At 72.5% G+C, this 21,251-nt stretch carries 17 protein-coding genes; 11 read left to right on the top strand and 6 right to left on the bottom strand.

The genetic code is table 11. The annotated features are described in order from the left end of the window. The first annotated feature begins 20 nt into the window (after positions 1 to 20). The 11 genes from uvrA (at position 21) to ACFYE1_RS01215 (ending at position 14,440) form a co-directional block, all read left to right on the top strand. Positions 21 to 3,026 carry an excinuclease ABC subunit UvrA gene (uvrA, locus tag ACFYE1_RS01265; RefSeq protein WP_387739477.1) on the top strand — a complete coding sequence of 1,002 codons (3,006 nt, stop codon included), beginning with the start codon at positions 21 to 23 and terminating at the stop codon, positions 3,024 to 3,026. Further along, complete coding sequence (locus ACFYE1_RS01260; RefSeq protein WP_387739114.1) at positions 3,023 to 3,721, top strand: HAD hydrolase-like protein; 699 nt, start codon at positions 3,023 to 3,025, stop codon at positions 3,719 to 3,721. The genes uvrA and ACFYE1_RS01260 overlap by 4 nt, the downstream gene beginning before the upstream one ends. A 13-nt stretch (positions 3,722 to 3,734) precedes the next feature. Continuing rightward, entirely contained in the window at positions 3,735 to 5,783 is a 2,049-nt protein-coding gene (gene uvrC / locus ACFYE1_RS01255) for an excinuclease ABC subunit UvrC (protein WP_387739112.1), read from the top strand. A 161-nt stretch (positions 5,784 to 5,944) separates the two neighbouring features. Further along, entirely contained in the window at positions 5,945 to 6,871 is a 927-nt protein-coding gene (rapZ, locus tag ACFYE1_RS01250; RefSeq protein ID WP_387739111.1) for an RNase adapter RapZ, read from the top strand. Positions 6,872 to 6,902: 31 nt separating this feature from the next. Then, complete coding sequence (locus tag ACFYE1_RS01245; protein ID WP_387739109.1) at positions 6,903 to 8,009, top strand: gluconeogenesis factor YvcK family protein; 1,107 nt, start codon at positions 6,903 to 6,905, stop codon at positions 8,007 to 8,009. Between the two features lie 47 nt (positions 8,010 to 8,056). Next, a complete protein-coding gene (gene whiA / locus ACFYE1_RS01240) occupies positions 8,057 to 9,037 on the top strand; it encodes a DNA-binding protein WhiA (RefSeq protein WP_387739106.1) in 981 nt (326 codons plus the stop codon). A gap of 274 nt (positions 9,038 to 9,311) precedes the next feature. Continuing rightward, a complete protein-coding gene (gap, locus tag ACFYE1_RS01235; protein ID WP_387739104.1) occupies positions 9,312 to 10,316 on the top strand; it encodes a type I glyceraldehyde-3-phosphate dehydrogenase in 1,005 nt (334 codons plus the stop codon). 40 nt (positions 10,317 to 10,356) lie between these two features. Beyond that, positions 10,357 to 11,580, top strand: coding sequence for a phosphoglycerate kinase (locus ACFYE1_RS01230; protein ID WP_387739102.1), 1,224 nt, complete (start codon positions 10,357 to 10,359; stop codon positions 11,578 to 11,580). 125 nt (positions 11,581 to 11,705) lie between these two features. Next, a complete protein-coding gene (gene tpiA / locus ACFYE1_RS01225; protein ID WP_387739100.1) occupies positions 11,706 to 12,521 on the top strand; it encodes a triose-phosphate isomerase in 816 nt (271 codons plus the stop codon). Between the two features lie 71 nt (positions 12,522 to 12,592). Then, a complete protein-coding gene (gene secG, locus ACFYE1_RS01220; RefSeq protein ID WP_387739098.1) occupies positions 12,593 to 12,847 on the top strand; it encodes a preprotein translocase subunit SecG in 255 nt (84 codons plus the stop codon). Positions 12,848 to 13,057: 210 nt separating this feature from the next. After that, positions 13,058 to 14,440: an FAD-binding oxidoreductase gene (locus ACFYE1_RS01215; RefSeq protein WP_387739096.1), complete on the top strand. Its 1,383-nt coding sequence runs from the start codon at positions 13,058 to 13,060 to the stop codon at positions 14,438 to 14,440. 94 nt (positions 14,441 to 14,534) lie between these two features. Here the strand turns inward: ACFYE1_RS01215 and ACFYE1_RS01210 are convergent, their stop codons facing one another. From ACFYE1_RS01210 to ACFYE1_RS01185, 6 genes are all read right to left on the bottom strand, one after another. Further along, positions 14,535 to 15,293: an AfsR/SARP family transcriptional regulator gene (locus tag ACFYE1_RS01210; protein WP_387739093.1), complete on the bottom strand. Its 759-nt coding sequence runs from the start codon at positions 15,291 to 15,293 to the stop codon at positions 14,535 to 14,537. A gap of 99 nt (positions 15,294 to 15,392) precedes the next feature. After that, entirely contained in the window at positions 15,393 to 16,142 is a 750-nt protein-coding gene (pgl, locus tag ACFYE1_RS01205; RefSeq protein WP_387739091.1) for a 6-phosphogluconolactonase, read from the bottom strand. After that, positions 16,139 to 17,260: a glucose-6-phosphate dehydrogenase assembly protein OpcA gene (locus ACFYE1_RS01200; RefSeq protein ID WP_387739089.1), complete on the bottom strand. Its 1,122-nt coding sequence runs from the start codon at positions 17,258 to 17,260 to the stop codon at positions 16,139 to 16,141. The genes pgl and ACFYE1_RS01200 overlap by 4 nt, the downstream gene beginning before the upstream one ends. Further along, on the bottom strand, positions 17,257 to 18,768 hold the full coding sequence (gene zwf, locus ACFYE1_RS01195; RefSeq protein WP_387739474.1) for a glucose-6-phosphate dehydrogenase: 1,512 nt from the start codon (positions 18,766 to 18,768) through the stop codon (positions 17,257 to 17,259). The genes ACFYE1_RS01200 and zwf overlap by 4 nt, the downstream gene beginning before the upstream one ends. Before the next feature lie 160 nt (positions 18,769 to 18,928). Beyond that, positions 18,929 to 20,545 (bottom strand): glucose-6-phosphate isomerase, encoded by a 1,617-nt coding sequence (locus ACFYE1_RS01190; protein WP_387739087.1) that lies wholly within the window; start codon positions 20,543 to 20,545, stop codon positions 18,929 to 18,931. A 56-nt stretch (positions 20,546 to 20,601) separates the two neighbouring features. After that, positions 20,602 to 21,251, bottom strand: a 650-nt coding sequence (locus ACFYE1_RS01185) for a transaldolase family protein (protein WP_387739085.1), incomplete at its 5' end; no start/stop codon positions are given.

Raw genomic sequence — 21,251 nt, 5'->3', positions numbered from 1 at the left:
TGTCCGGGGCCGGTACTAGAGTGGAGGGCGTGTCTGAGCCGATCCCCACGTCCACCCTGGTCCTGAGTCCGTCGACGGACTCCTCCGAAGCCCTCGACGGGCCGGTGACCGCCACCGGCGCCCGGTCCGCCCGCCGGTCCGACCTCACCGAGATCGTCGTGCAGGGCGCGCGCGAGCACAACCTCGACAACGTGTCGCTGACCGTGCCGCGGGATGCCATGGTCGTGTTCACGGGTCTGTCCGGCTCCGGGAAGTCGTCGCTGGCGTTCGACACCATCTTCGCCGAGGGCCAGCGCCGCTACGTCGAGTCCCTTTCCTCCTACGCCCGGATGTTCCTGGGCCGGGTGGACAAGCCGGACGTCGACTTCATCGAGGGCCTGTCCCCGGCGGTCTCCATCGACCAGAAGTCCACCTCCCGCAACCCGCGCTCCACCGTGGGCACGATCACCGAGATCTACGACTACATGCGCCTGCTGTGGGCGCGCGTCGGCCACCCGCACTGCCCCGAGTGCGGCGAGGCGATCAAGAAGCAGACCCCCCAGCAGATCGTGGACCAGCTCCTCGACATGCCGGAGAAGACCCGCTTCCAGGTGCTCGCACCCGTGGTGCGCGAGCGCAAGGGCGAGTTCGTGGACCTCTTCCAGGAGCTCTCCGCGAAGGGCTTCTCCCGCGCCACCGTGGACGGCGAGACGGTCCAGCTCTCGGACCCGCCCAGGCTCAAGAAGCAGTTCAAGCACACCATCGAGGTGGTCGTGGACCGGCTCGTGGTCAAGGAGGGCATCCGCCAGCGCCTGACCGACTCCGTCGAGACGGCGCTCGGTCTCGCCGAGGGGCGCGTCGTCGTCGAGCTCGTGCCCCGCACGGACGAGGAGATCGCCCACCCGCTGGAACTGCGCCGCCCGTTCTCCGAGAACCTCGCCTGCCCCAACGAGCACCCGCTGCAGGCCGACGAGATCGAGCCCCGGTCCTTCTCGTTCAACGCCCCGTTCGGCGCGTGCCCGGAGTGCGACGGCATCGGTTCGCGCCTGGAGGTCGACGAGGAGCTCGTGGTCCCCAACCCGGACCTGTCCCTCGTGGAGGGCGCGATCGCCCCGTGGTCGCTCGGCAAGGCCACCAGCGAGTACTGGAACCGCCTGCTCGCCGGGCTGGGCCACGAGCTCGGCTTCGACCTCGTCACCCCGTGGAAGAAGCTGCCCGCCAAGGCGCGCAAGGCGATCCTCGAGGGCAAGGACTACCAGGTCACCGTGGCCTACCGGAACCGGTTCGGCCGGGAGCGCCGCTACACCCAGGGCTTCGAGGGGGTGATCGGCTACATCAAGCGCAAGCACGCGGAGACGGAGTCGGACAACGCCAAGGACCGCTACGAGCAGTACATGCGCCAGGTGGCCTGCCCGGCCTGCGACGGCGCCCGGCTGAACCCGACCATGCTCGCCGTGACCGTGGGCGGGAAGAACATCGCCGAGACCACCCGGATGCCCATGCGGGACGCCCACGCGTTCTTCCGCGACCTGGAGCTGAGCACCCGCGAGACGAAGATCGGCGAGCAGGTGCTCAAGGAGATCCAGGCCCGCCTGACCTTCCTCGTGGACGTGGGCCTGGACTACCTCAACCTCGAGCGCGCCGCCGCGACGCTGTCCGGCGGCGAGGCCCAGCGCATCCGTCTGGCCACCCAGATCGGGGCCGGGCTCGTGGGCGTGCTCTACGTCCTGGACGAGCCGTCGATCGGCCTGCACCAGCGGGACAACCGCCGGCTCATCGGGACCCTCACCAAGCTGCGGGACATGGGCAACACCCTGATCGTGGTCGAGCACGACGAGGACACCATCCGCGAGGCCGACTGGATCGTGGACGTCGGCCCCGGCGCCGGTGAGCGCGGCGGGCGCGTGGTGCACTCCGGCACCTACGAGGAGCTGCTGGCCAACGAGGGGTCCATCACGGCCGACTACCTCTCCGGCCGCCGGGCCATCCGGGTGCCCGCGCAGCGGCGCGCGATCGACCGCAGGCGGATGCTCAAGGTCGTCGGGGCGCGGGAGAACAACCTGCGCGGCATCGACGTCTCCTTCCCGCTGGGGGTGCTGACCGCGGTGACCGGGGTGTCCGGGTCCGGGAAGTCCACGCTGGTCAACGACATCCTCTACACGTCCCTGGCCAACAAGCTCAACGGGGCCAAGCAGGTCCCCGGCCGGCACAAGCGGATCGACGGCGTGGATCTGCTGGACAAGGTGGTGCACGTGGACCAGAGCCCCATCGGCCGGACCCCGCGCTCCAACCCCGCCACGTACACGGGCGTGTTCGACCACATCCGCAAGCTCTTCGCCGAGACCCCGGAGGCTAAGGTGCGCGGCTACCAGGCCGGCCGGTTCTCCTTCAACGTCAAGGGCGGGCGCTGCGAGGCGTGCTCCGGCGACGGCACGATCAAGATCGAGATGAACTTCCTGCCGGACGTCTACGTCCCGTGCGAGGTGTGCAAGGGCGCCCGGTACAACCGGGAGACCCTCGAGGTGCACTACAAGGGGAAGACGATCGCCGAGGTCCTGGAGATGCCCATCGAGGAGGCCGCCGAGTTCTTCAAGGCGTTCGGCCCGATCGCCCGGCACCTCAACACGCTGGTGGACGTCGGTCTGGGCTACGTCCGGCTGGGCCAGCCCGCCACGACCCTGTCCGGCGGCGAGGCCCAGCGCGTGAAGCTGGGCGCGGAGCTGCAGAAGCGCTCCAACGGCCGCTCCATCTACGTGCTGGACGAGCCCACCACCGGCCTGCACTTCGAGGACATCCGCAAGCTGCTGCTCGTGCTGCAGGGTCTGGTGGACAAGGGCAACACCGTGATGACCATCGAGCACAACCTGGACGTCATCAAGTCCGCCGACTGGATCGTTGACCTCGGCCCGGACGGCGGCTCCGGCGGCGGCCAGGTCGTGGCGGAGGGCACCCCGGAGCAGGTGGCCCGGAGCACGGACAGCCACACCGGCCGGTTCCTGGCCGAGGTCCTCGGCGGGCGCTCCGCCCCCGTGGGGGCCGCCCGATGACCGCACCCGTGGTGCTCTGGGACCTCGACGGCACGCTCCTCGACCCGGCCGGGGCCATCACCGGCGGCATCGCCCGGGCCCTGGCCGAGCACGGCCACGCCGTGCCCGAGGACCTGCGCCGGTTCGTGGGCCCGCCCGTGGGCTTCTCGCTGCGGACCTTCACCGACGTCCCGGAGGAGGAGATCCCGGGCGTGGTCGCCTCCTACCGGGCCCGCTACCGCACCGAGGGGCTTGCACAGACCCGCGTCTACCCCGGGGTGGAGGAGCTCCTGGAGCGCCTGCACGGCGCCGGTGTGCGGATGGCCGTCGCCACCCAGAAGCCCGAGCCCACGGCCCAGCTCGCCGTCGGCACGTTCGGACTCGGCCGGTGGTTCGAGACGGTCTCGGGGGCCGCGGACGACCTCGCCGCCCCGCAGACGCACCCGCGGCTCGCCCACGACAAGCCCGCGATCATCGCCGAGGCCCTGCGCCGGCTCGGCGTGGACGCCCCGGACCCCGCGCGCACCGTCATGATCGGGGACCGCCGCTACGACGCCGAGGGCGCGGCCGCCCACGGGATCGACTGCCTGGGCGTCGCCTGGGGCTTCGCCGACGAGGGCGAGCTGGGGACCGGCTTCGCCGCCGTGGCCGGCGACGCCGCCGAGCTCGGGGAGCTGCTGGCCCGGTACACCGCCCCGGCCCCGACCGGCCGCTGAGGGGGACCGGACCGTGGCCGATCCGGAGAGCTACCGCCCCGCCCGCCGGGACATCCCGACCGACCCCGGGGTCTACCGCTTCCGGGACGAGTACGGGCGCGTGGTCTACGTGGGCAAGGCCAAGAACCTGCGCAACCGGCTGAGCTCCTACTTCGCGCCCCCGCACGCCCTGAGCCCCAAGACCCGCGCCATGGTCACCACCGCGGCCGGCGTCGAGTGGACCGTGGTGGGCAGCGAGCTGGAGTCGCTGCAGCTCGAGTACACCTGGATCAAGGAGTTCAAGCCCCGGTTCAACATCGCCTACCGGGACGACAAGTCCTACCCCTACCTCGCCGTGACGATGGCCGAGTCGGTGCCCCGCGCCCAGGTGGTGCGGGGGGACAAGAAGAAGGGCAACCGCTACTTCGGCCCCTACTCCCAGGCCTGGGCGATCCGCGAGACCCTCGACGCCCTGCTGCGCGTCTTCCCCGTGCGGACCTGCTCCAAGGGCGTCTACCGGCGCGCCGAGCAGTCCGGTCGCCCGTGCCTGCTGGGCTACATCGACAAGTGCTCCGCCCCGTGCGTCGGGCGGATCTCCGAGGAGGACCACTACGCCCTCGCGGAGGACCTGTGCCGGTTCATGGCCGGGCACGCGACCCCATTCATCAGGGAGCTGCAGCGGCAGATGCAGGAGGCCTCCGCGGCCATGGACTTCGAGACCGCCGCCGCGCGCCGGGACGACATCGCCGCTCTGGAGAAGGCCTTCGAGCGCAACGCCGTGGTGCTCTCCGACAGCACCGACGCCGACTTCTTCGCACTCGCCGAGGACGAGCTGGAGGCCGCCGTCCAGGTCTTCCACGTCCGGGGCGGGCGGATCCGCGGACAGCGCGGCTGGGTCACCGAGAAGGTCGAGGAGGCCGACGGCGGACGGCTCCTCGAGCAGCTGCTCGAGCAGGTCTACGGCGACACCGCCGCGGACGCCGCCGAGAGCGCCCACTCCGCCGCGCCCCCGTCCGCAAGCGGGTCCAAGCACCGGCCCTCCGCGGAGCTCGCCTACCGGGAGGACGCCATCCCGCGCACCGTGCTGCTCTCCGAGCCCGCCGACAGCACCGACCGGCTCGAGGAGTGGCTCTCGGGCCTGCGCGGGTCCCGGGTCTCGATCGCCGTCCCGCAGCGCGGGGAGAAGGCGCACCTCATGGAGACGGTGCAGGAGAACGCCCGGCAGGCCCTGAAGCTGCACAAGTCCCGGCGGGCGGGCGACATCACGACCCGCTCCGCGTCCCTGCAGGAGCTCCAGGAGGCCCTCGACATCCCCGTGCCGCTGATGCGGATCGAGTGCTACGACATCTCGCACGTGCAGGGGACCAACGTCGTCGCCTCCATGGTCGTCTTCGAGGACGGGCTGCCCCGGAAGTCGGACTACCGGAAATTCTCGGTCACCGGCGAGGCCGCACGGGACGACACCGCATCCATGTACGACGTCATCTCCCGGCGCTTCCGCCGGCACCTCGAGGAGCAGGCCGAGCGGGAGGCCGCCGGGCCGCGCACCGGACAGGTGGACGCGGGGGCCGAGGCCCCCGAGCGGGCGCGGTTCGCCTATCCGCCCAGCCTCGTGGTGGTCGACGGCGGGCCCCCGCAGGTCGCGGCAGCGGCCCGGGCCCTGAGCGACCTCGGGATCGACGACGTCCACGTGGTCGGCCTGGCCAAGCGGCTCGAGGAGGTCTGGGTGCCGGACGACGAGTTCCCCGTGATCCTGCCGCGCGCGAGCCAGGGCCTGTACCTGCTCCAGCGGATCCGCGACGAGGCCCACCGCTTCGCCATCACCTTCCATCGCAAGAAGCGTTCCTCCGCCATGACGGTCTCCGTGCTCGACGAGCTGCCCGGGGTGGGCCCCGCCAAGCAGAAGGCGCTGCTGAAGCACTTCGGCTCGGTCAAGAAGCTCCGGGCGGCCCGGGTCGAGGAGCTCGAGCAGGTCCCCGGCTTCGGGCGGACCCTGGCCGAGAAGGTGGCCGCGGCGCTGCAGGCCTCCGACGCCGACACCGCCCCGGCGGTCAACATGACCACCGGAGAGGTACTCTCCTGAGCGCGGGCGCGCCGCCGGGGTCGCCGCGGCGCCCCGCGGACTTCGTTAGGCTGGGGCGGGAGCGCCGCACGAGGCCGACCGCGACCGGTGCGCCGGGCGCGGCGGGAGCAGCGTCCACGGATCACCAGGCGCAGGGCACGACGACGGGAGACGGAGCGGACATGAGCGAGCACACCGCCGGGGCGGACGTCGGGACGGCGGACAGGACGGACCACGCGAGGCCGACCAGCTCGGAGCTGCTCGTCGTGACGGGCATGTCCGGTGCCGGGCGCAGCACGGCCGCGAACGCCCTCGAGGACCTCGGCTGGTACGTGGTCGACAACCTGCCGCCGCAGATGCTGCACACGCTCGCGGACCTCGTCTCCCGGACCCCGCAGGCCCTGCCCAAGCTGGCCGTCGTCATCGACGTGCGCGGCAAGGCCCTGTTCAGCGACATGAAGGAGACGCTGGCCGCCCTCGAGGCGTCCGACGTCGACTTCTCAGTGCTGTTCCTGGACGCCGCCGACGACGTGCTGGTCTCCCGCTACGAGCACCAGCGCCGGCCGCACCCGCTGCAGGCCGGCGGGCGGATCCTCGACGGCATCCGCGCCGAGCGCGCACTGCTGACGGACCTGCGGGAGTCGGCGGACGTGGTCCTGGACACCTCCGGGTTCAACGTGCACGCGCTGTCCCGGGCCGTGGCCGACCTCTTCTCCACGAACGGGCCTGTGGTCCTGCGCCTGACCGTGCTCAGCTTCGGCTTCAAGTACGGGGTCCCCGCGGACGCGAACTACGTGGCCGACGTCCGCTTCATCCCCAACCCGCACTGGGTCCCGTCGCTGCGACCGCGCACCGGCAAGGACGACGAGGTCCGGGACTACGTCTTCCAGGACGAGGGCCCCCAGCAGTTCGTGGACCGGTTCGTCGCCATGCTCGAACCCGTCTTCGCGGGATACCGTACGGAGAACAAGCACTACGCCACCATCGCGATCGGTTGCACGGGCGGGAAGCACCGCTCCGTGGCCGTGAGCGAGGAGGTGGCCCGCAGGCTCGCCAAGCTGCCGCTCGTGACCGTCAACATCCAGCACCGGGACATGGGCCGCGAGTGACCGGCTCGCCCTCACCCCAATTGGACCTCCGATGACATTTCCTCCCACCGGCGCCTTCCCCCGGCTGCCCCTCAGCAGCGGCGCCGATGTCGACCCCCACCACTCGCCGGACCCCTCCGCCCGGCGGCCCGGCGGCGCCAGCCCCTCCGTGGTCGCCCTCGGCGGCGGGCACGGGCTCTCGGCCAACCTCGCGGCCCTGCGCCGGATCACCCCGGTGCTCACCGCGGTGGTGACGGTGGCCGACGACGGCGGCTCCTCCGGCCGGCTGCGCGACGAGCTCGGGGTCCTGCCTCCGGGAGACCTGCGGATGGCGCTCGCGGCGCTGTGCGACGACTCCGAGTGGGGCCGGACGTGGCGCGACGTCATGCAGCACCGGTTCAGCTCCTCGGAGGGCCGTTCCACGACGCTCGACAACCACGCGCTGGGCAACCTGCTCATCGTCACGCTGTGGGAGCTGCTGGGGGACCCGGTGGCGGGGCTCGAGTGGGCGGGCGCCCTGCTGGGCGCCCGCGGCCGGGTGCTGCCGATGTCCACGCAGCCGCTGGTCATCGCCGGTGACGTCCCCGGGGACGTCACCGGTGACGCCCCCGGTGCCCCGTCCGCCGGTGGCAGCACCCCGGAGGGGGAAGGGTCCCTCGGCACGGTGCGCACGATCACCGGGCAGGCCGTCCTGGCCAAGCAGGCCGACGTCGGCAACGTGCGGCTCGTGCCTCCGGACGCCCCGGCGTGCCCGCAGGCGGTCGAGGCGGTCGGGCTCGCCGACTGGGTGATCATGGGTCCGGGCTCGTGGCACACCTCCGTGCTGCCGCACCTGCTGCTGCCCGAGCTGCGCGAGGCCATCTGCGGCACCCGGGCGCGCCGCTGCGTCACCCTGAACCTCTCGCCGGACACCGAGACCCGCGGCAAGACGGCAGCCGACCACCTGCGGGTCCTGCACTCCTACTGCCCCGAGCTGTCCCTGGACGTCGTCCTCGCCGACCCCTCCGCCACCGAGGACGGCGCCGACCTCGAGGAGGTCGCCCGCGGCCTGGGCGCCGAGGTCTTCTACGCCGACGTCCGGGCGCACCCCGGCACTGCCGTGCACAACACGCTCCGGCTCGCGGCCGCCTACCAGGAGATCTTCGAGCGCCACCGCTGAGCCCTCCGCCCACCCCACACCCCCAGCATCCCCAGGAAAGGAACCGCGTGGCTCTGACGTCATCGGTGAAGGAAGAACTGTCCCGTCTCGAGATCAAAAGGTCCTCGGAGCGTCGCGCCGAGCTCTCCGCCCTGCTGCGCTTCGCGGGCGGGCTCCACATCGTCTCGGGACGCATCGTCGTCGAGGCGGAGGTGGACCTCGGCGCCACCGCGCGCCGGGTGCGCCGCGCCGTCCACGAGGTCTTCGGCCACGACAGCGAGATCGTGGTCGTCTCCGGCGGGGGACTGCGTCGCGGCAGCTCGTACGTGGTGCGCGTGGTCGAGGACGGCGAGGCCCTCGCCCGCCAGACGGGCCTGCTCGACTCGCGAGGGCGCCCCGTGCGCGGGCTCCCGCCCGCCGTGGTCAACGGGGCCGTGGCCGACGCCGAGGCGGTGCTGCGCGGGGCCTTCCTCGCCCACGGCTCCCTCACGGAGCCCGGCCGCTCCGCCGCGATGGAGTTCACCTGCCCTGGCCCCGAGGCGGCCCTCGCGCTCGTCGGTGCGGCCCGCCGGCTCGGCGTCCTCGCGAAGGCCCGCGAGGTGCGCGGGGTCGACCGCGTGGTCGTGCGGGACGGGGACGCGATCGCCGCGCTGCTCACCCGGATGGGCGCCCACCAGACGCTCCTCCAGTGGGAGGACCGGCGGATGCGCAAGGAGGTGCGCGCCACGGCCAACCGCCTCGCCAACTTCGACGACGCCAACCTTCGCCGCTCCGCGCAGGCCGCCGTGGCCGCCGGGGCCCGGGTCGAGCGCGCGCTGGAGATCCTCGGCGACGAGGTCCCGGAGCACCTGCGGCAGGCGGGGGAGCTGAGGCTGTCCAACAAGCAGGCCAGTCTGGACGAGCTCGGCCGGCTCGCGGACCCCCCGCTCACCAAGGACGCCGTGGCGGGCCGGATCCGCCGGCTCCTGGCCATGGCGGACCGCCGGGCGGAGGAGCTGAATCTCCCCGGCACCGACTCCGGTGTCGCCGCGGAGGCCCTGCCCTCCTGAGCGGAGCGCTCCGGCGGGGCTCGTCCACGGCCGGCGCGGCGGAGCAGTTCCGCCGGGGCGGTCCTTCAGGGCGGCGCCGGAGGCCTTCCGGACGTTCCCGCGTGGGTTTCCGAGGTTCCACGACTGTCGATGTGGGTTTATGTGGTTTTAGCGATGAATGCGGGTTCAATCTTTCATGACCCCAAGACATCCCAGGGATAACCACGTAGAATGGACTCCGGTTCAACGATCCAGACTTCAACGATCCAGACCCCGACCAACACAGGAGAAGCCAGTGACCATTCGAGTGGGCATCAACGGATTCGGACGCATCGGACGCAACTTCCTCCGCGCCGCGCGCGAGCAGGGCGAGAACATCGAGGTCGTTGCCGTGAACGACCTCACGGACCCGGAGGCGCTGGTCCACCTCTTCAAGTACGACTCCATCATGGGCCGGTTCCCCGGCGAGGTGACCCTCAACGGCGACACCATGAGCGTCGACGGCCACGACGTCAAGTTCCTCGCCGAGCCCGACCCCGCCAAGCTCCCCTGGGGCGAGCTCGGAGTGGACGTCGTCGTCGAGTCGACCGGCCGCTTCACCAACGGCTCCAAGGCCAAGGCACACCTGGACGGCGGCGCCAAGAAGGTCGTTTTGTCCGCCCCCGGCAAGGAGATCGACGGCACGTTCGTGCCCGGCGTCAACCTCGACACCTACGACTCCGCGTCGATGAACATCGTCTCCGCGGCCTCCTGCACCACGAACTGCCTCGCCCCGATGGCCAAGGTCCTCAACGACGCGTTCGGCATCGAGCAGGGTCTGATGACCACGATCCACGCCTACACTGCGGACCAGAACCTGCAGGACGGCCCGCACAGCGACCTGCGCCGCGCCCGCGCCGCCGCCCTCAACATGGTGCCGACCACCACCGGCGCCGCCGCCGCCGTGGGCCTCGTACTCCCCGAGCTCAAGGGCAAGCTGGACGGCTTCGCCGTACGCGTGCCCGTGCCCACCGGCTCGGTCGTGGACCTCACCTTCGACGCGCAGAAGGAGGTCTCCGTCGAGTCGGTCAACGCCGCCATGAAGGAGGCCGCCGAGGGCCCCATGAAGGGCATCGTCAAGTACACCGAGGACCCCATCGTCTCCTCGGACATCCAGGGCGACAGCATCTCCACGATCTTCGACGCCCCGCTGACCAAGGTCATCGGCAACCAGGTCAAGGTCATCGCCTGGTACGACAACGAGTGGGGCTACACCTCCCGCCTCGTCAACGTCGTCTCCCACGTCGGCGGGCAGCTCTGACACCGCGTCCGCGCGACGTCCCCGGGGTAGGGTGAGTGACATGGCTCATGCACTTGACGAACTCATCGCCGACGGCGTCGCCGGGCGCCGCGTCCTGGTCCGCTCCGACCTGAACGTCCCCCTGGACGGCTCCACCGTGACCGACGACGGGCGCGTCCGCGCGTCCCTGCCGGTCCTGCAGAAGCTGGCCGACGCCGGGGCCCGCGTCATCGTGATGGCGCATCTCGGCCGGCCCAAGGGACAGGTCGACCCGAAGTACTCGATCGCCCCCGCCGCGCGGAGGCTGGCCGAGCTGGCCGGCTTCCGTGTGGCGGTCGCCTCCGACGTCGTCGGGGACGACGCCCGGGCCAAGGCCGAGACCCTCGCCGACGGCGAGGTGCTCGTGATCGAGAACGTGCGCTTCGATGCCCGCGAGACCTCGAAGGAGGACGCCGAGCGCGGCGCCTTCGCGGACGAGCTCGCCGCCCTGACGGGCGAGAACGGGGCCTACGTGGACGACGCCTTCGGCGCTGTCCACCGCAAGCACGCCTCCGTGTACGACATCGCCCACCGCCTCCCGGCCTACCTGGGCGACCTCGTCAAGCGCGAGCTCGACGTGCTCACCAAGGTCGTCTCCGCCCCCGAGCGTCCCTTCGTGGTGGTCATGGGCGGGTCCAAGGTCTCCGACAAGCTCGCGGTGATCGAGAACCTCATCGGGAAGGCCGACTCGCTGCTCATCGGCGGCGGCATGGTCTTCACGTTCCTGGCCGCGCAGGGGCACTCCGTCGGCGGGTCCCTGCTGGAGCAGGACCAGATCGGGACGGTCAGGGACTACCTCGAGAAGGCCTCGGCGGCCGGCACCGAGATCGTCCTGCCCGTGGACATCGTCTACGCGGCCGAGTTCGCCGCGGACGCGGCGCACGAGGTGCGCCCCGTCGACGCCATCGAGGACGGCGAGATCGGCTCCACCGGCCTCGGCCTGGACATCGGCCCCGAGTCCGCGAAGCTGTTCGCCGAGCGGATCCGCGGGGCGAAGACCGTGTTCTGGAACGGCCCCGCGGGCGTGTTCGAGATGGAGGCCTTCGCCGGGGGCACCCGAGCGGTCGCCGAGGCCGTCGTCGCCTCGGACGCGATGAGCGTCATCGGCGGCGGCGACTCCGCCTCGGCCGTGCGCAACCTCGGTTTCTCGGACGACCAGTTCGGGCACATCTCCACCGGCGGCGGGGCCTCCCTCGAGTTCATCGAGGGCAAGGAGCTGCCCGGGGTCGTGGCCCTGGGCGCCTGACCCGCACGCTCGACCACCCCCGTCAGGGGCGCCCGGAGCCGCCCGCCCCGGGCGCCCCTGACGGCCAGCGCACCACTGCCGAAACGCACGACGAGCGGCGCACCCGCCGCGGACAGGAGTCCCCGATGACCTCCCAGACCAACGGACAGTTCGACCGCACGCCGCTGATCGCCGGCAACTGGAAGATGAACATGGACCACGCCCAGGCGATCACCCTGCTGCAGAAGCTCGCGTGGACCCTGGACGACGCCAAGCACGACTACGCCCGCGCCGAGGTGGCCGTCTTCCCGCCGTTCACCGATCTCCGCTCCGTGCAGAGCCTCGTGGACGGCGACGACCTGCGCGTCGTCTACGGCGCCCAGGACCTCTCCGACCAGGACTCCGGCGCCTACACCGGCGACATCTCCGGCCAGTTCCTGGCCAAGCTCGGCTGCACCTACGTGCTCGTGGGCCACTCCGAGCGCCGCACTCTTCACGGCGAGTCCGACGAGCTGTGCAACGCCAAGATCGCCGCCGCCCACCGCCACGGACTGGTCCCGGTGCTGTGCGTCGGCGAGGGCCTCGAGGTCCGGCAGGCCGGCGAGCACGTCGCCTTCACGCTCGAGCAGCTGCGCGGCTCCATCGCCGGTCTCGAGGCGGACCGGGTGGCCGAGCTCGTGGTGGCCTACGAGCCCGTGTGGGCGATCGGCACCGGCGAGGTCGCCGGCCCGGAGGACGCCCAGGAGATGGCGGCCGCCATCCGCGCCGAGCTCGCCGGTCTCTACGACGCCGAGACCGCGGCGAAGACCCGCGTCCTCTACGGCGGCTCCGCGAAGGCCGCCAACGCGGGCTCGATCCTCAAGGGCAAGGACGTCGACGGCGTCCTCGTCGGCGGCGCCAGCCTCGACGCCGAGGAGTTTGCTAGCATTGCCAGGTTCGAGCAGCACCTCGTGACCGACTGATCACGACCCCCTGACCGTCCGCGCCGCACCGGGCGCGGCTGCTCGACGGACACCCCCGAGGGAAGGCCCCAGTGGAAATTCTGCAGAACGTGCTCCTGGCGATCATCGTGGTCACGAGCCTCCTGGCCGTCCTGCTCGTGCTCCTCAACAAGGGCAAGGGCGGAGGCCTCTCCGACATGTTCGGCGGCGGGATGACCCAGTCCCTCAACACCTCGGGCGTGGCGCAGAAGAACCTGGTCCGCCTGACCACCGCCACGGCCGTGGTCTGGGCCCTGTCGATCGCGGCCTACGCGCTGACCATGCGCTTCGCCCAAGTGGCCGCCTGAGCCGACCGCCCCTCGGACGACCCCGGGTTCCCCGTCCGGCCACGGAACGTCGTGGCCGGACGGGGAACCCGGGGTCGTCCGCACCGGTGCCGCATGTCGTCGTGTGACGCGGGTGATCACGCCCCCGTCACACGAGCGGCGGGATGCTGGCGACGTGCCGCGCCCCGTCCGGGGCCCGGCGAGCCGCCCACTCCCCGAGGAGCCGACACCATGGTCCCGACAATTCCTCCGGCGGACGTGGAGGAGCTCGGACGGCAGGTCGCCGGCCCGGTCCTCACCCCGCAGGACGACGGCTACGAGCGGGAGACCGCCGCCTACAACCTCGCGACACCGATCCGCCCCGACGTGGTGGTGGGGGCCGTGGACGCCGCCGACGTGTCCGCCGCCGTGGCCTGGGCCGCAGCCCACCGCGTGCCCGTCGGCGTACAGGCCACCGGCCACGGAGCCGACCTTCCCATGCAGGGCGGTCTGCTCATCAGCACGGCCCGCCTGCAGGAGTGCACGGTGGACCCGGAGGCCCGCACCGCGCGCGTGGGCGCCGGGGTGCGCTGGCGGAGCGTGCTGGAGGCCTCCGTGCCGCACGGGCTCGTGGGTCTCAACGGCTCCACGACGGACGTGGGCGTGGTCGGCTACACCCTGGGCGGGGGACTCCCGGTGCTCGGGCGGACCTACGGGTTCGCGGCCGACCACGTGCGCTCCGCCGACGTCGTCACCCCCGACGGCCGGCGCCGGACGGTGGACGCCACGCACGATCCCGAGCTCTTCGACCTGCTGCGCGGGGGCAAGGGCAACCTGGGCGTCGTCACGGCGCTGGAGTTCGGGCTGCTCCCGCTCGACGGCCTCTACGGCGGAGGGATCTTCTACCCCGGCGCCGACGCCCGAGACGTGCTCACCGCATGGTCGCGGTGGTCCGCGGACCTGCCGGAAACGGTCTCCACCTCGATCGCGCTGCTGCGGCTGCCGGCGATGGACATCGTCCCGGAGCCGCTGCGGAACCGTTTCGTGCTGCACCTCCGGTACGCCTGCACGGCCGGGGACGAGGAGGCGGTGCGGCTGCTGGCGCCGATGCGGCACCTCTCCGACCCGGTCATGGACACGGTGGGGCGCATGAGCTACCGGGACGTCGACGCGATCCACCTGGACCCACCGGTCCCGCTCCCGTTCCGGGACGCGGGCCGGCTGCTGGAGGACGTGGACGACGCCACGATCGACGCCCTCCTGGCGCAGGCGGGCCCGGACACGGACTGCCCGCTCGCCTTCATCGAGATCCGGCTCCTGGGCGGCGCCCTGTCCCGGGTCCCGGAGGGCGGCGCGGAGCTCGTCCCGGGCCGCGACGCCCCGTACCTGATCGGCCTCGTCGGTCTCGCCGTGCCGCCGGACGGCGAGCGGGTGCCCGCGGCGATCGAGGGCATCCTGGCGTCCCTGGGCGGGCACGTGTCGGAACGGACGATGGTCAACTTCCTGGGCTCGGTGGGCGGGAACGCGGACTCCTCCCGCGCCTGGAGCGAGGAGGGCCACGCCCGGCTGCTGGCGGCGAAGGCCGCCTACGACCCCGAGAACCTGCTCCGGTTCCAGCACGCGGTGCGCGCCTGAGCGTCCGCGGGACGCCGAGGCCCGGGTGCTGCACGCGCGTGCGCCCAGGCCCTGCGTCGAGGTGTCCCGGTGGACCGCGCAGGCGGTCACCGCGTCACAGGCGCGCCACGGAGCCGACGAGACGGACGAGCTCGTCCGACGGGCCCGCGCCCGTCTCGGCCACCGCGACGGCGCAGTAGCGGCGGAAGTCCCGCAGGGCCGCGGCCGGGTTTCCGAGGGCGAGATGGGCTCGCACGAGCAGGCGCACGGCGCTCTCGCGCAGCGGGTCCGCCGCGCGCACCGCCTCCGCCCACCTCGCGGCCCGGGAGGGGTCGCCGTGCGCCAGGCACAGTCCGGCGGCATGCTCGGCCGCGTGGACGTAGAGGCTGCGCAGCCGATCCTGCTCGGCGAGCACCCAGTCGTCGTACCACCCGGGAAGCAGCTGGGGGACGCCCGGGCCGGCGGGGTCCGCGGCGCCCAGCGCGGCGGGCTCCTCGGCCTGCGCCACCGCCGCGAGACGGGCCCGGAGCGCGTGCACGTCCACGCCGAGGGCCGGGGACAGCGCGAGGTCGTGGCCGTCGGCGACCAGGACCCCGGGGAGGTGGTGGTTGACGCCGAAGACCGCGGCCCGCAGGCTCCCCAGCGCCCGGGCGTCGGGGCAGCCGGGCCACAGCAGGCCGCCGAGGTATCCCCGCGCCCGGCGCCCGAGCAGGGCGAGGGCCGCCAGGAGCCGCAGCTGCCGGGCGCCCGGGTCCACCCTGTCCCCGCCGCACAGGACCGCGCACGAGCCCAGCAGCCGCAGCTGCAGAACCGGCTCGGAGACGGTCCCGGCGACGGGTGCGGGGACGGGTGCGGGGACGGGCTCGTGGATCATGGCGGAGTTTTCCCTCGGCGGGCGGCGGGCGCGGAACGGTGCGCGTGTGCCCATGGTCCCCGTCGCGGGCCGGGGCGGTCCACGGGCGTGGCCGGATCGTTAGCCGGGCAGGCAGTCCTCCGTCACGAGCAGCAGCGTCTCCTCGGTCCCGCGCACCCCAGCCCCGGGCGTGCGCTCGACCGGGGCCCCGGCCCGGACGGCCGCGACCGCCTCGGCCTTGTCCGCCCCGGCCACGAGGAACCAGACCCGCTCCGCGCTGTTGATCATCGGCAGCGTCATGCTCACCCGCTCGGGCGGGGGCTTCGGGGAGTCCTGCACCCCCAGCACGGTGGCGTCGTCCTCGTGCACGTGCGGCAGCCCCGGGAACAGGGAGGCCACGTGGCCGTCGGGGCCCAGGCCCAGCAGCAAGAGGTCGAACCGGGGGAAGGCCTCCGTCCGGAGCTCCGCGTCGGCGGCTGCGGCGAGCTCCCGCCGGTAGTCGAACGCGGCGTCCTCGGCGGCGTCGAAGTCGTCCGCGCTGCCCATGCGGTGCACCCGGTCAGGGTTCAGCGCGAGGGCGTCACCCACTGCCTCGGCGGCCTGGACGCTGTTGCGCTCGGGGCTGTCCCCGGCCACGAAGCGCTCGTCCGACCACCACACGTCGACCCGCGCCCAGTCGACCTCCTCCCGGCGGGCGGAGGACGCGAGGGCCGCGAGCACCGCGGTGCCCATGCTCCCGCCGGTGAGCACGACGCTCGCCCCACCGCGATCCTCCTGCGCCGCCACGACGACGTCGAGGACCCGCTCCGCGGTGTCCGCGGCAAGCGACTCCTTGTCCGGGTGGGCGATGGTCTCCAGCTCGGCGCTCATGCGTGCTCCTCTCCGGGGACCGGGACGGACAGCTCGACGGCCGGGACCTCGTCGGGCTCCGGCAGATCGGCGACCGGCTCCGCGGCGTCGCCGGGCGTCGCGCGCGCCGAACCTTCCGGGTCCGGGGAGCCTCCGCCGTGCTCGGCCAGGAACCGTTCGGCGCCGGGGGTGAGCTCGCCGGTCGTGTCCACGATCTGCGCGACGCGCACGTCCCGCAGACCGGTGGTGACGACCTCGCCGTAGACCTCGTCGGGGTCCAGGCGCCGGAGCTCCTCGGCGATGCAGGCGTTGAGGTCCCGCACGGGCATGGCGATCTGCTGGTCCGGCTGGCCCGGCTGCCGCAGCATCGCCACGGACCGGCCCGGGCGCTCGAGCACGATCTCGCCGTCGTCCCGGACGAGGGTCACCCGGTCCAGGCGGCGGGGCCCCGGGTTGTTGACGAGCGTCACCTCGGCATCGAGCCGGGTGCCCAGCCACGTGCCGAGCAGCACCACACTGGGGGAGCGGCCGCACCCCTCGACGACGACCTCCCGCACGGGTGCGGGCTCCGCCTGGTCCAGGACCGCGGCCAGCTGGATGCGCCAGTTGGTCACCCGCGTCCAGGCGAGATCCGTGTCGCCGGGGACGTACCGGGCGCTGAGCTCCGCGAGCGCCTCGTAGGCGTCGTCGCTGCGCGCGGAGTCCGTGATCCGCCGGTGGGCGATCCCGGCGATCGACGACGTGTGGGGCGAGGGCGGCGGTACCGTGTGCGCCCACCAGGCGACGATCGGCGCGTCCGGGAGCAGCAGCGCCGAGAACAGGGTCTCCGTGGGCTCGGCGAGCTCGCCGTAGCCGTGCAGCACGATGACCTCGGAGGCGCCCGCGTCACCGCCCATCCGCAGCTGGGCGTCGAGCCGGGTGCTCTCGGCCTGGGAGTGGGCAACGTGCACGAGGATCCGGCACGGGTGCTCGTGGCTGGCGAAGTTCGCGGCCTCCAGGGCGGCCTCGGAGTGCCCCGCCTGGGCGATGATCACGAGCGTGAGGACCCGTCCGAGCGTCACGACGCCGTGCTGGTCCCTGAGCAGGTTCAGCTTCTTGTCGATGGCCGAGGTGGTGGTGTTCTCCATCGAAACGATCACGGTCGCCTCCAGACGCGTCTGTCACGGGCCAGCAGCTCGTCGGCGGCGGCGGGTCCCCAGGACCCGGGCGCGTACGGCTCCGGCATGATCTGCTGCTGCTCCCAGCACTCCTCGAAGGGGTCGAGGATCCGCCAGGACAGCTCGACCTCCTCGTGGTTCGGGAACAGCGGCGGTTCCCCGAGCAGCACGTCGAGGATGAGGCGCTCGTAGGCCTCCGGGCTGGACTCGGTGAACGAGTGGCCGTAGCCGAAGTCCATGGTCACGTCCCGGATCTCCGACTGCGTCCCGGGCACCTTGGAGCCCAGCCGGATGGTCACGCCCTCGTCGGGCTGGATCCGGATCACGATGACGTTCTGCCCCAGGTCCTCGTGGCCGTTGTCGCCGAACAGCAGGTTGGGCGAGTTCTTGAACTGCACCGCGATCTCGGTCACCCGCCGGCCCAGGCGCTTGCCCGCCCGCAGGTAGAACGGCACGCCCGCCCACCGGCGGTTGTTGATGTCCAGGCGCAGCGCCGCGTAGGTCTCGGTCCGGGAGTCGGCGGGGATGTCCTGCTCCTCGAGGAAGGCCCGCACGCGCTCACCGCCCTGCAACCCGGACCCGTACTGGCCGAGCGCCGAGTGCGCCGCCAGGTCCTGGGGGACGACGACGGAGGCCAGCACCTTCGCCTTCTCCGCGCGCATGTGGTGGGCCTGGAAGGACAGCGGCTCCTCCATGGCGGTGAGGGCCAGCAGCTGCAGCAGGTGGTTCTGGATGACGTCGCGGGCCGCGCCCACGCCGTCGTAGTAGCCGGCGCGGGAGCCGATGCCGATGTCCTCGGCCATGGTGATCTGCACGTGGTCCACGAACTGCGCGTTCCACAGCGGTTCGAACATCTGGTTCGCGAAGCGCAGCGCGAGGATGTTTTGCACCGTCTCCTTGCCCAGGTAGTGGTCGATGCGGAACACCGAGTCCGCCGGGAACACCCGCTCGACGATGGCGTTGAGCTCCGCCGCGGAGTCGAGGTCGTGGCCGAAGGGCTTCTCGATGACCACGCGGCGCCACCCGGAGGCGTTCTCGTGCTGGGCCAGGCCGTGGTCGGCGAGCTGCTGGCAGACCGTCTCGAACGCCTTGGGCGGGATCGAGAGGTAGAACGCGTGGTTGCCGCGCGTCCCGGAGTGCACGTCGAGCTCCTTGAGGGTCGACTTGAGCGCCTCGTAGGCCGTGTCCTCGTCGAACTCCCCGCGCACGAACCGGACGCCGGAGGCGAACTGGCGCCACACGTCCTCCTGGAACGGGGTGCGTGCGTGGGCCTCGACGGACTCGCGCACCACCTCCCGGAACCGATCGTGGGACCAGTCACGGCGGCCGAAGCCGACGAGCGCGAAGGACGGCGGCAACAGCCCCCGGTTGACGAGGTCGTACATCGCCGGCAGCAGCTTCTTCTTCGCGAGGTCTCCCGTCACGCCGAAGAGCACGAGCGCCGACGGGGCTGCGACCCGGACGAGCCGCCTGTCCCTTTGGTCCCGCAGGGGATTGCGGGCGTTGGTGTCTGGCAACGGAACTCCTTCACGTCTCTGCGGGGCCGTGGCACCCATGGCGGCCTGCACGCGCAACGGTCGGCGCGGGGACTCCCGCGCCGACCGTGGCGTGCTCCCATTCTAGGTCAGCGGTCGGGTCGCTCCGACCGGGTCAGCCGCCGAGTGCGTCGACGGCCTGCCGCAGCCGTGCCACGCCCGCGGCGCGGTCCGCGAGCCGCAGTCGCAGCACGGGCCGGCCGTGGTCGGCGAGGACCTGGGCGTCCCCGTCCGCCTGGGCAGAGATCAGCTCACCGAAGCTGAACGGGCTGTCGGGGATGTCGAGGTCGGTCTCCGAGGCGGCGGTGATCTGCAGGTACACGCCCTCTGCCGGTCCGCCCTTGTGGTACTGGCCGGTGGAGTGCAGGAACCGCGGGCCCCAGCCGAACGTGACGGGCCGGCCGGTGGCGCGGGCGAGGTCCGGGCGCACGCTCTCCAGCTCAGCCCACGCGAGCCGGTCGAAGTACGCCTGCACGGACAGGTAGCCGGTCACCGGCAGCTGCGCGAGCAGCCTGGCCAGCGCGTCCTCGACCGTCTGCGCCCCGTCGAGCAACTCCTGCGCACCGCGGATCTCCACGGGTCCGTCCACGACGTCCGCGGCCGTGGGCTGCGGCTTGTCCTCGAGCAGGGCGCGGGTGGCGTTCTTGGCGGACTCCACGTCGGGCTGGTCGTACGGGTTGATGCCGAGCAGCCGCCCGGCCGCCGCGGTGGCGACCTCCCACAGCATGAGCTGCGCGCCGAGGGAACCGGAGACCCGTACGACGTCGCCCTCGGGGACCTGCTCCTCGTCGACGCCGACGAGCTCCACGACGAGGACGTCGGCCGCTCCCGAGGTGGCCTCCGGAGCGTCACCGGCGCCGACGACGACGGGCAGCACGCCCTTGCCCTCCTTGCCGGTGGACTCCGCGATCAGCTGCTCCGCCCAGTCGGCGAACCCGGCGATCCCGGAGCCCAGGTCCCGGAACACGAGCTTGTTCCGCAACGGCTGCGTCCCGCCGAGTGCCGCGCCCAGGTGCAGGCCGGGGTTGTCCTCGGCGTCCTCGCGCAGCACCTCGACGGCCTCGTCGGCGTCGTCGAGCAGGGCCCCGACGTCCACCCCGGCCAGGCCGGAGGGGACGAGGCCGAAGGCGGTCAGCGCGGAGAAACGCCCGCCCACGGTCGGGTCGGCGGTGAAGACCCGGCGGTAGCCGGCCTCCTTCGCGGACGCCTCCATGGGCGAACCGGGATCGGTCACCACCACGATGCGGGAGGCTGCGTCGATGCCCGCGTCCTCGAACGCCCGGGCGAAGACCCGGCGCGCCGAGTCGGTCTCCACGGTCGAGCCGGACTTGGAGGAGACCACGATCGCGGTGCGCTCGAGGCGGTCGGCGAGGGCCGCGCCCACCATCTCCGGGTCCGTCGAGTCGAGCACGAACAGCTCGACACCGGCGGTCCGGGTGATCACCTCGGGGGCGAGGGAGGACCCGCCCATGCCCGCGAGCACGAACCGGTCCACGCCCTCCGCCGCGAACTCCTCGCGCAGCGCGGTGATCTCGGCGACGAGCGGACGGGAGACCTCGGCGGCCTCCACCCAGCCCAGCCGCTTGGCGGACTCGTCCTCGGCCGCGGTGCCCCACAGGGTGGGGTCCTGGGCGAAGAGCTTCGAGGCGAAGCCGTCGCCCACCAGCGCGGGCACGTGCCGGTCGACGGCCTCGCGGGCCGCGCCGGAGGTCTGGACGGACAGGGAGCTCATGGGTTCTCCTTGGGGTCGGGCAGCACGGACAGAACGCGCATCAGATCGGGACGGGCTCAGCGGGCGTTGTCGAGGGCGGCGCGCACGGTGTCGAGCAGCTCCGCCCAGGAGTCCTCGAACTTCTTCAGTCCCTCCGCCTCGAGCTTGTCGACGACCTCGTCGTAGGAGATCCCCACGCCGGCGATCCGGTCCAGGAGCTCGTTGGACTCCGCGTAGGTGCCGGTGACGGTGTCCCCGGTGATCTCGGCGTGGTCGAAGGTCGCCTCGAGGGTCTTCTCCGGCATGGTGTTGACGGTGTTCGGGGCCACCAGACCGGTCACGTACAGGGTGTCCGGCAGGGACGGGTCCTTCACCCCGGTGGAGGCCCACAGCGGGCGCTGCGGATTCGCCCCGGCCGCGGCCAGCCGCTCCCAGCGCTCGGTGGTCAGGGCGTCCTCGTAGATCTGGTAGGCGAGCCGGGCGTTGGCCAGCCCGGCCTGGCTCTTCAGCTCCTCGGCCTCGTCGGTGCCGATCGCGTCCAGCCGCTGGTCGACCTCGGAGTCCACCCGGGAGACGAAGAAGGAGGCCACGGAGTGGATGCCGGCCAGGTCCTTGCCGTTCTCGAGCGCCTGCTCCAGCCCCAGCTGATAGGCGTTGATGACCGCGCGGTAGCGCTCGAGGGAGAAGATCAGCGTCACGTTGACGGAGATCCCCTCGGCGATGGTGG

The organism is Kocuria nitroreducens, from assembly GCF_042879195.1.
GTDB lineage: Bacteria > Actinomycetota > Actinomycetes > Actinomycetales > Micrococcaceae > Kocuria > Kocuria nitroreducens.
The sequence above is the reverse complement of the archived record's forward strand: the minus strand, read 5'-3'. Positions and strand labels throughout refer to the sequence as shown.

Excerpts from the sequence above, each read along its gene's own strand:
- tpiA (WP_387739100.1), top strand. The coding sequence starts at position 11,706 with ATGACCTCCCAGACCAACGGACAGTTCGACCGCACGCCGCTGATCGCC.
- pgl (WP_387739091.1), bottom strand. The coding sequence starts at position 16,142 with ATGAGCGCCGAGCTGGAGACCATCGCCCACCCGGACAAGGAGTCGCTT.
- ACFYE1_RS01215 (WP_387739096.1), top strand. The coding sequence starts at position 13,058 with ATGGTCCCGACAATTCCTCCGGCGGACGTGGAGGAGCTCGGACGGCAG.
- rapZ (WP_387739111.1), top strand. The coding sequence starts at position 5,945 with ATGAGCGAGCACACCGCCGGGGCGGACGTCGGGACGGCGGACAGGACG.
- ACFYE1_RS01210 (WP_387739093.1), bottom strand. The coding sequence starts at position 15,293 with ATGATCCACGAGCCCGTCCCCGCACCCGTCCCCGCACCCGTCGCCGGG.
- ACFYE1_RS01260 (WP_387739114.1), top strand. The coding sequence starts at position 3,023 with ATGACCGCACCCGTGGTGCTCTGGGACCTCGACGGCACGCTCCTCGAC.
- ACFYE1_RS01190 (WP_387739087.1), bottom strand. The coding sequence starts at position 20,545 with ATGAGCTCCCTGTCCGTCCAGACCTCCGGCGCGGCCCGCGAGGCCGTC.
- ACFYE1_RS01245 (WP_387739109.1), top strand. The coding sequence starts at position 6,903 with ATGACATTTCCTCCCACCGGCGCCTTCCCCCGGCTGCCCCTCAGCAGC.
- ACFYE1_RS01230 (WP_387739102.1), top strand. The coding sequence starts at position 10,357 with ATGGCTCATGCACTTGACGAACTCATCGCCGACGGCGTCGCCGGGCGC.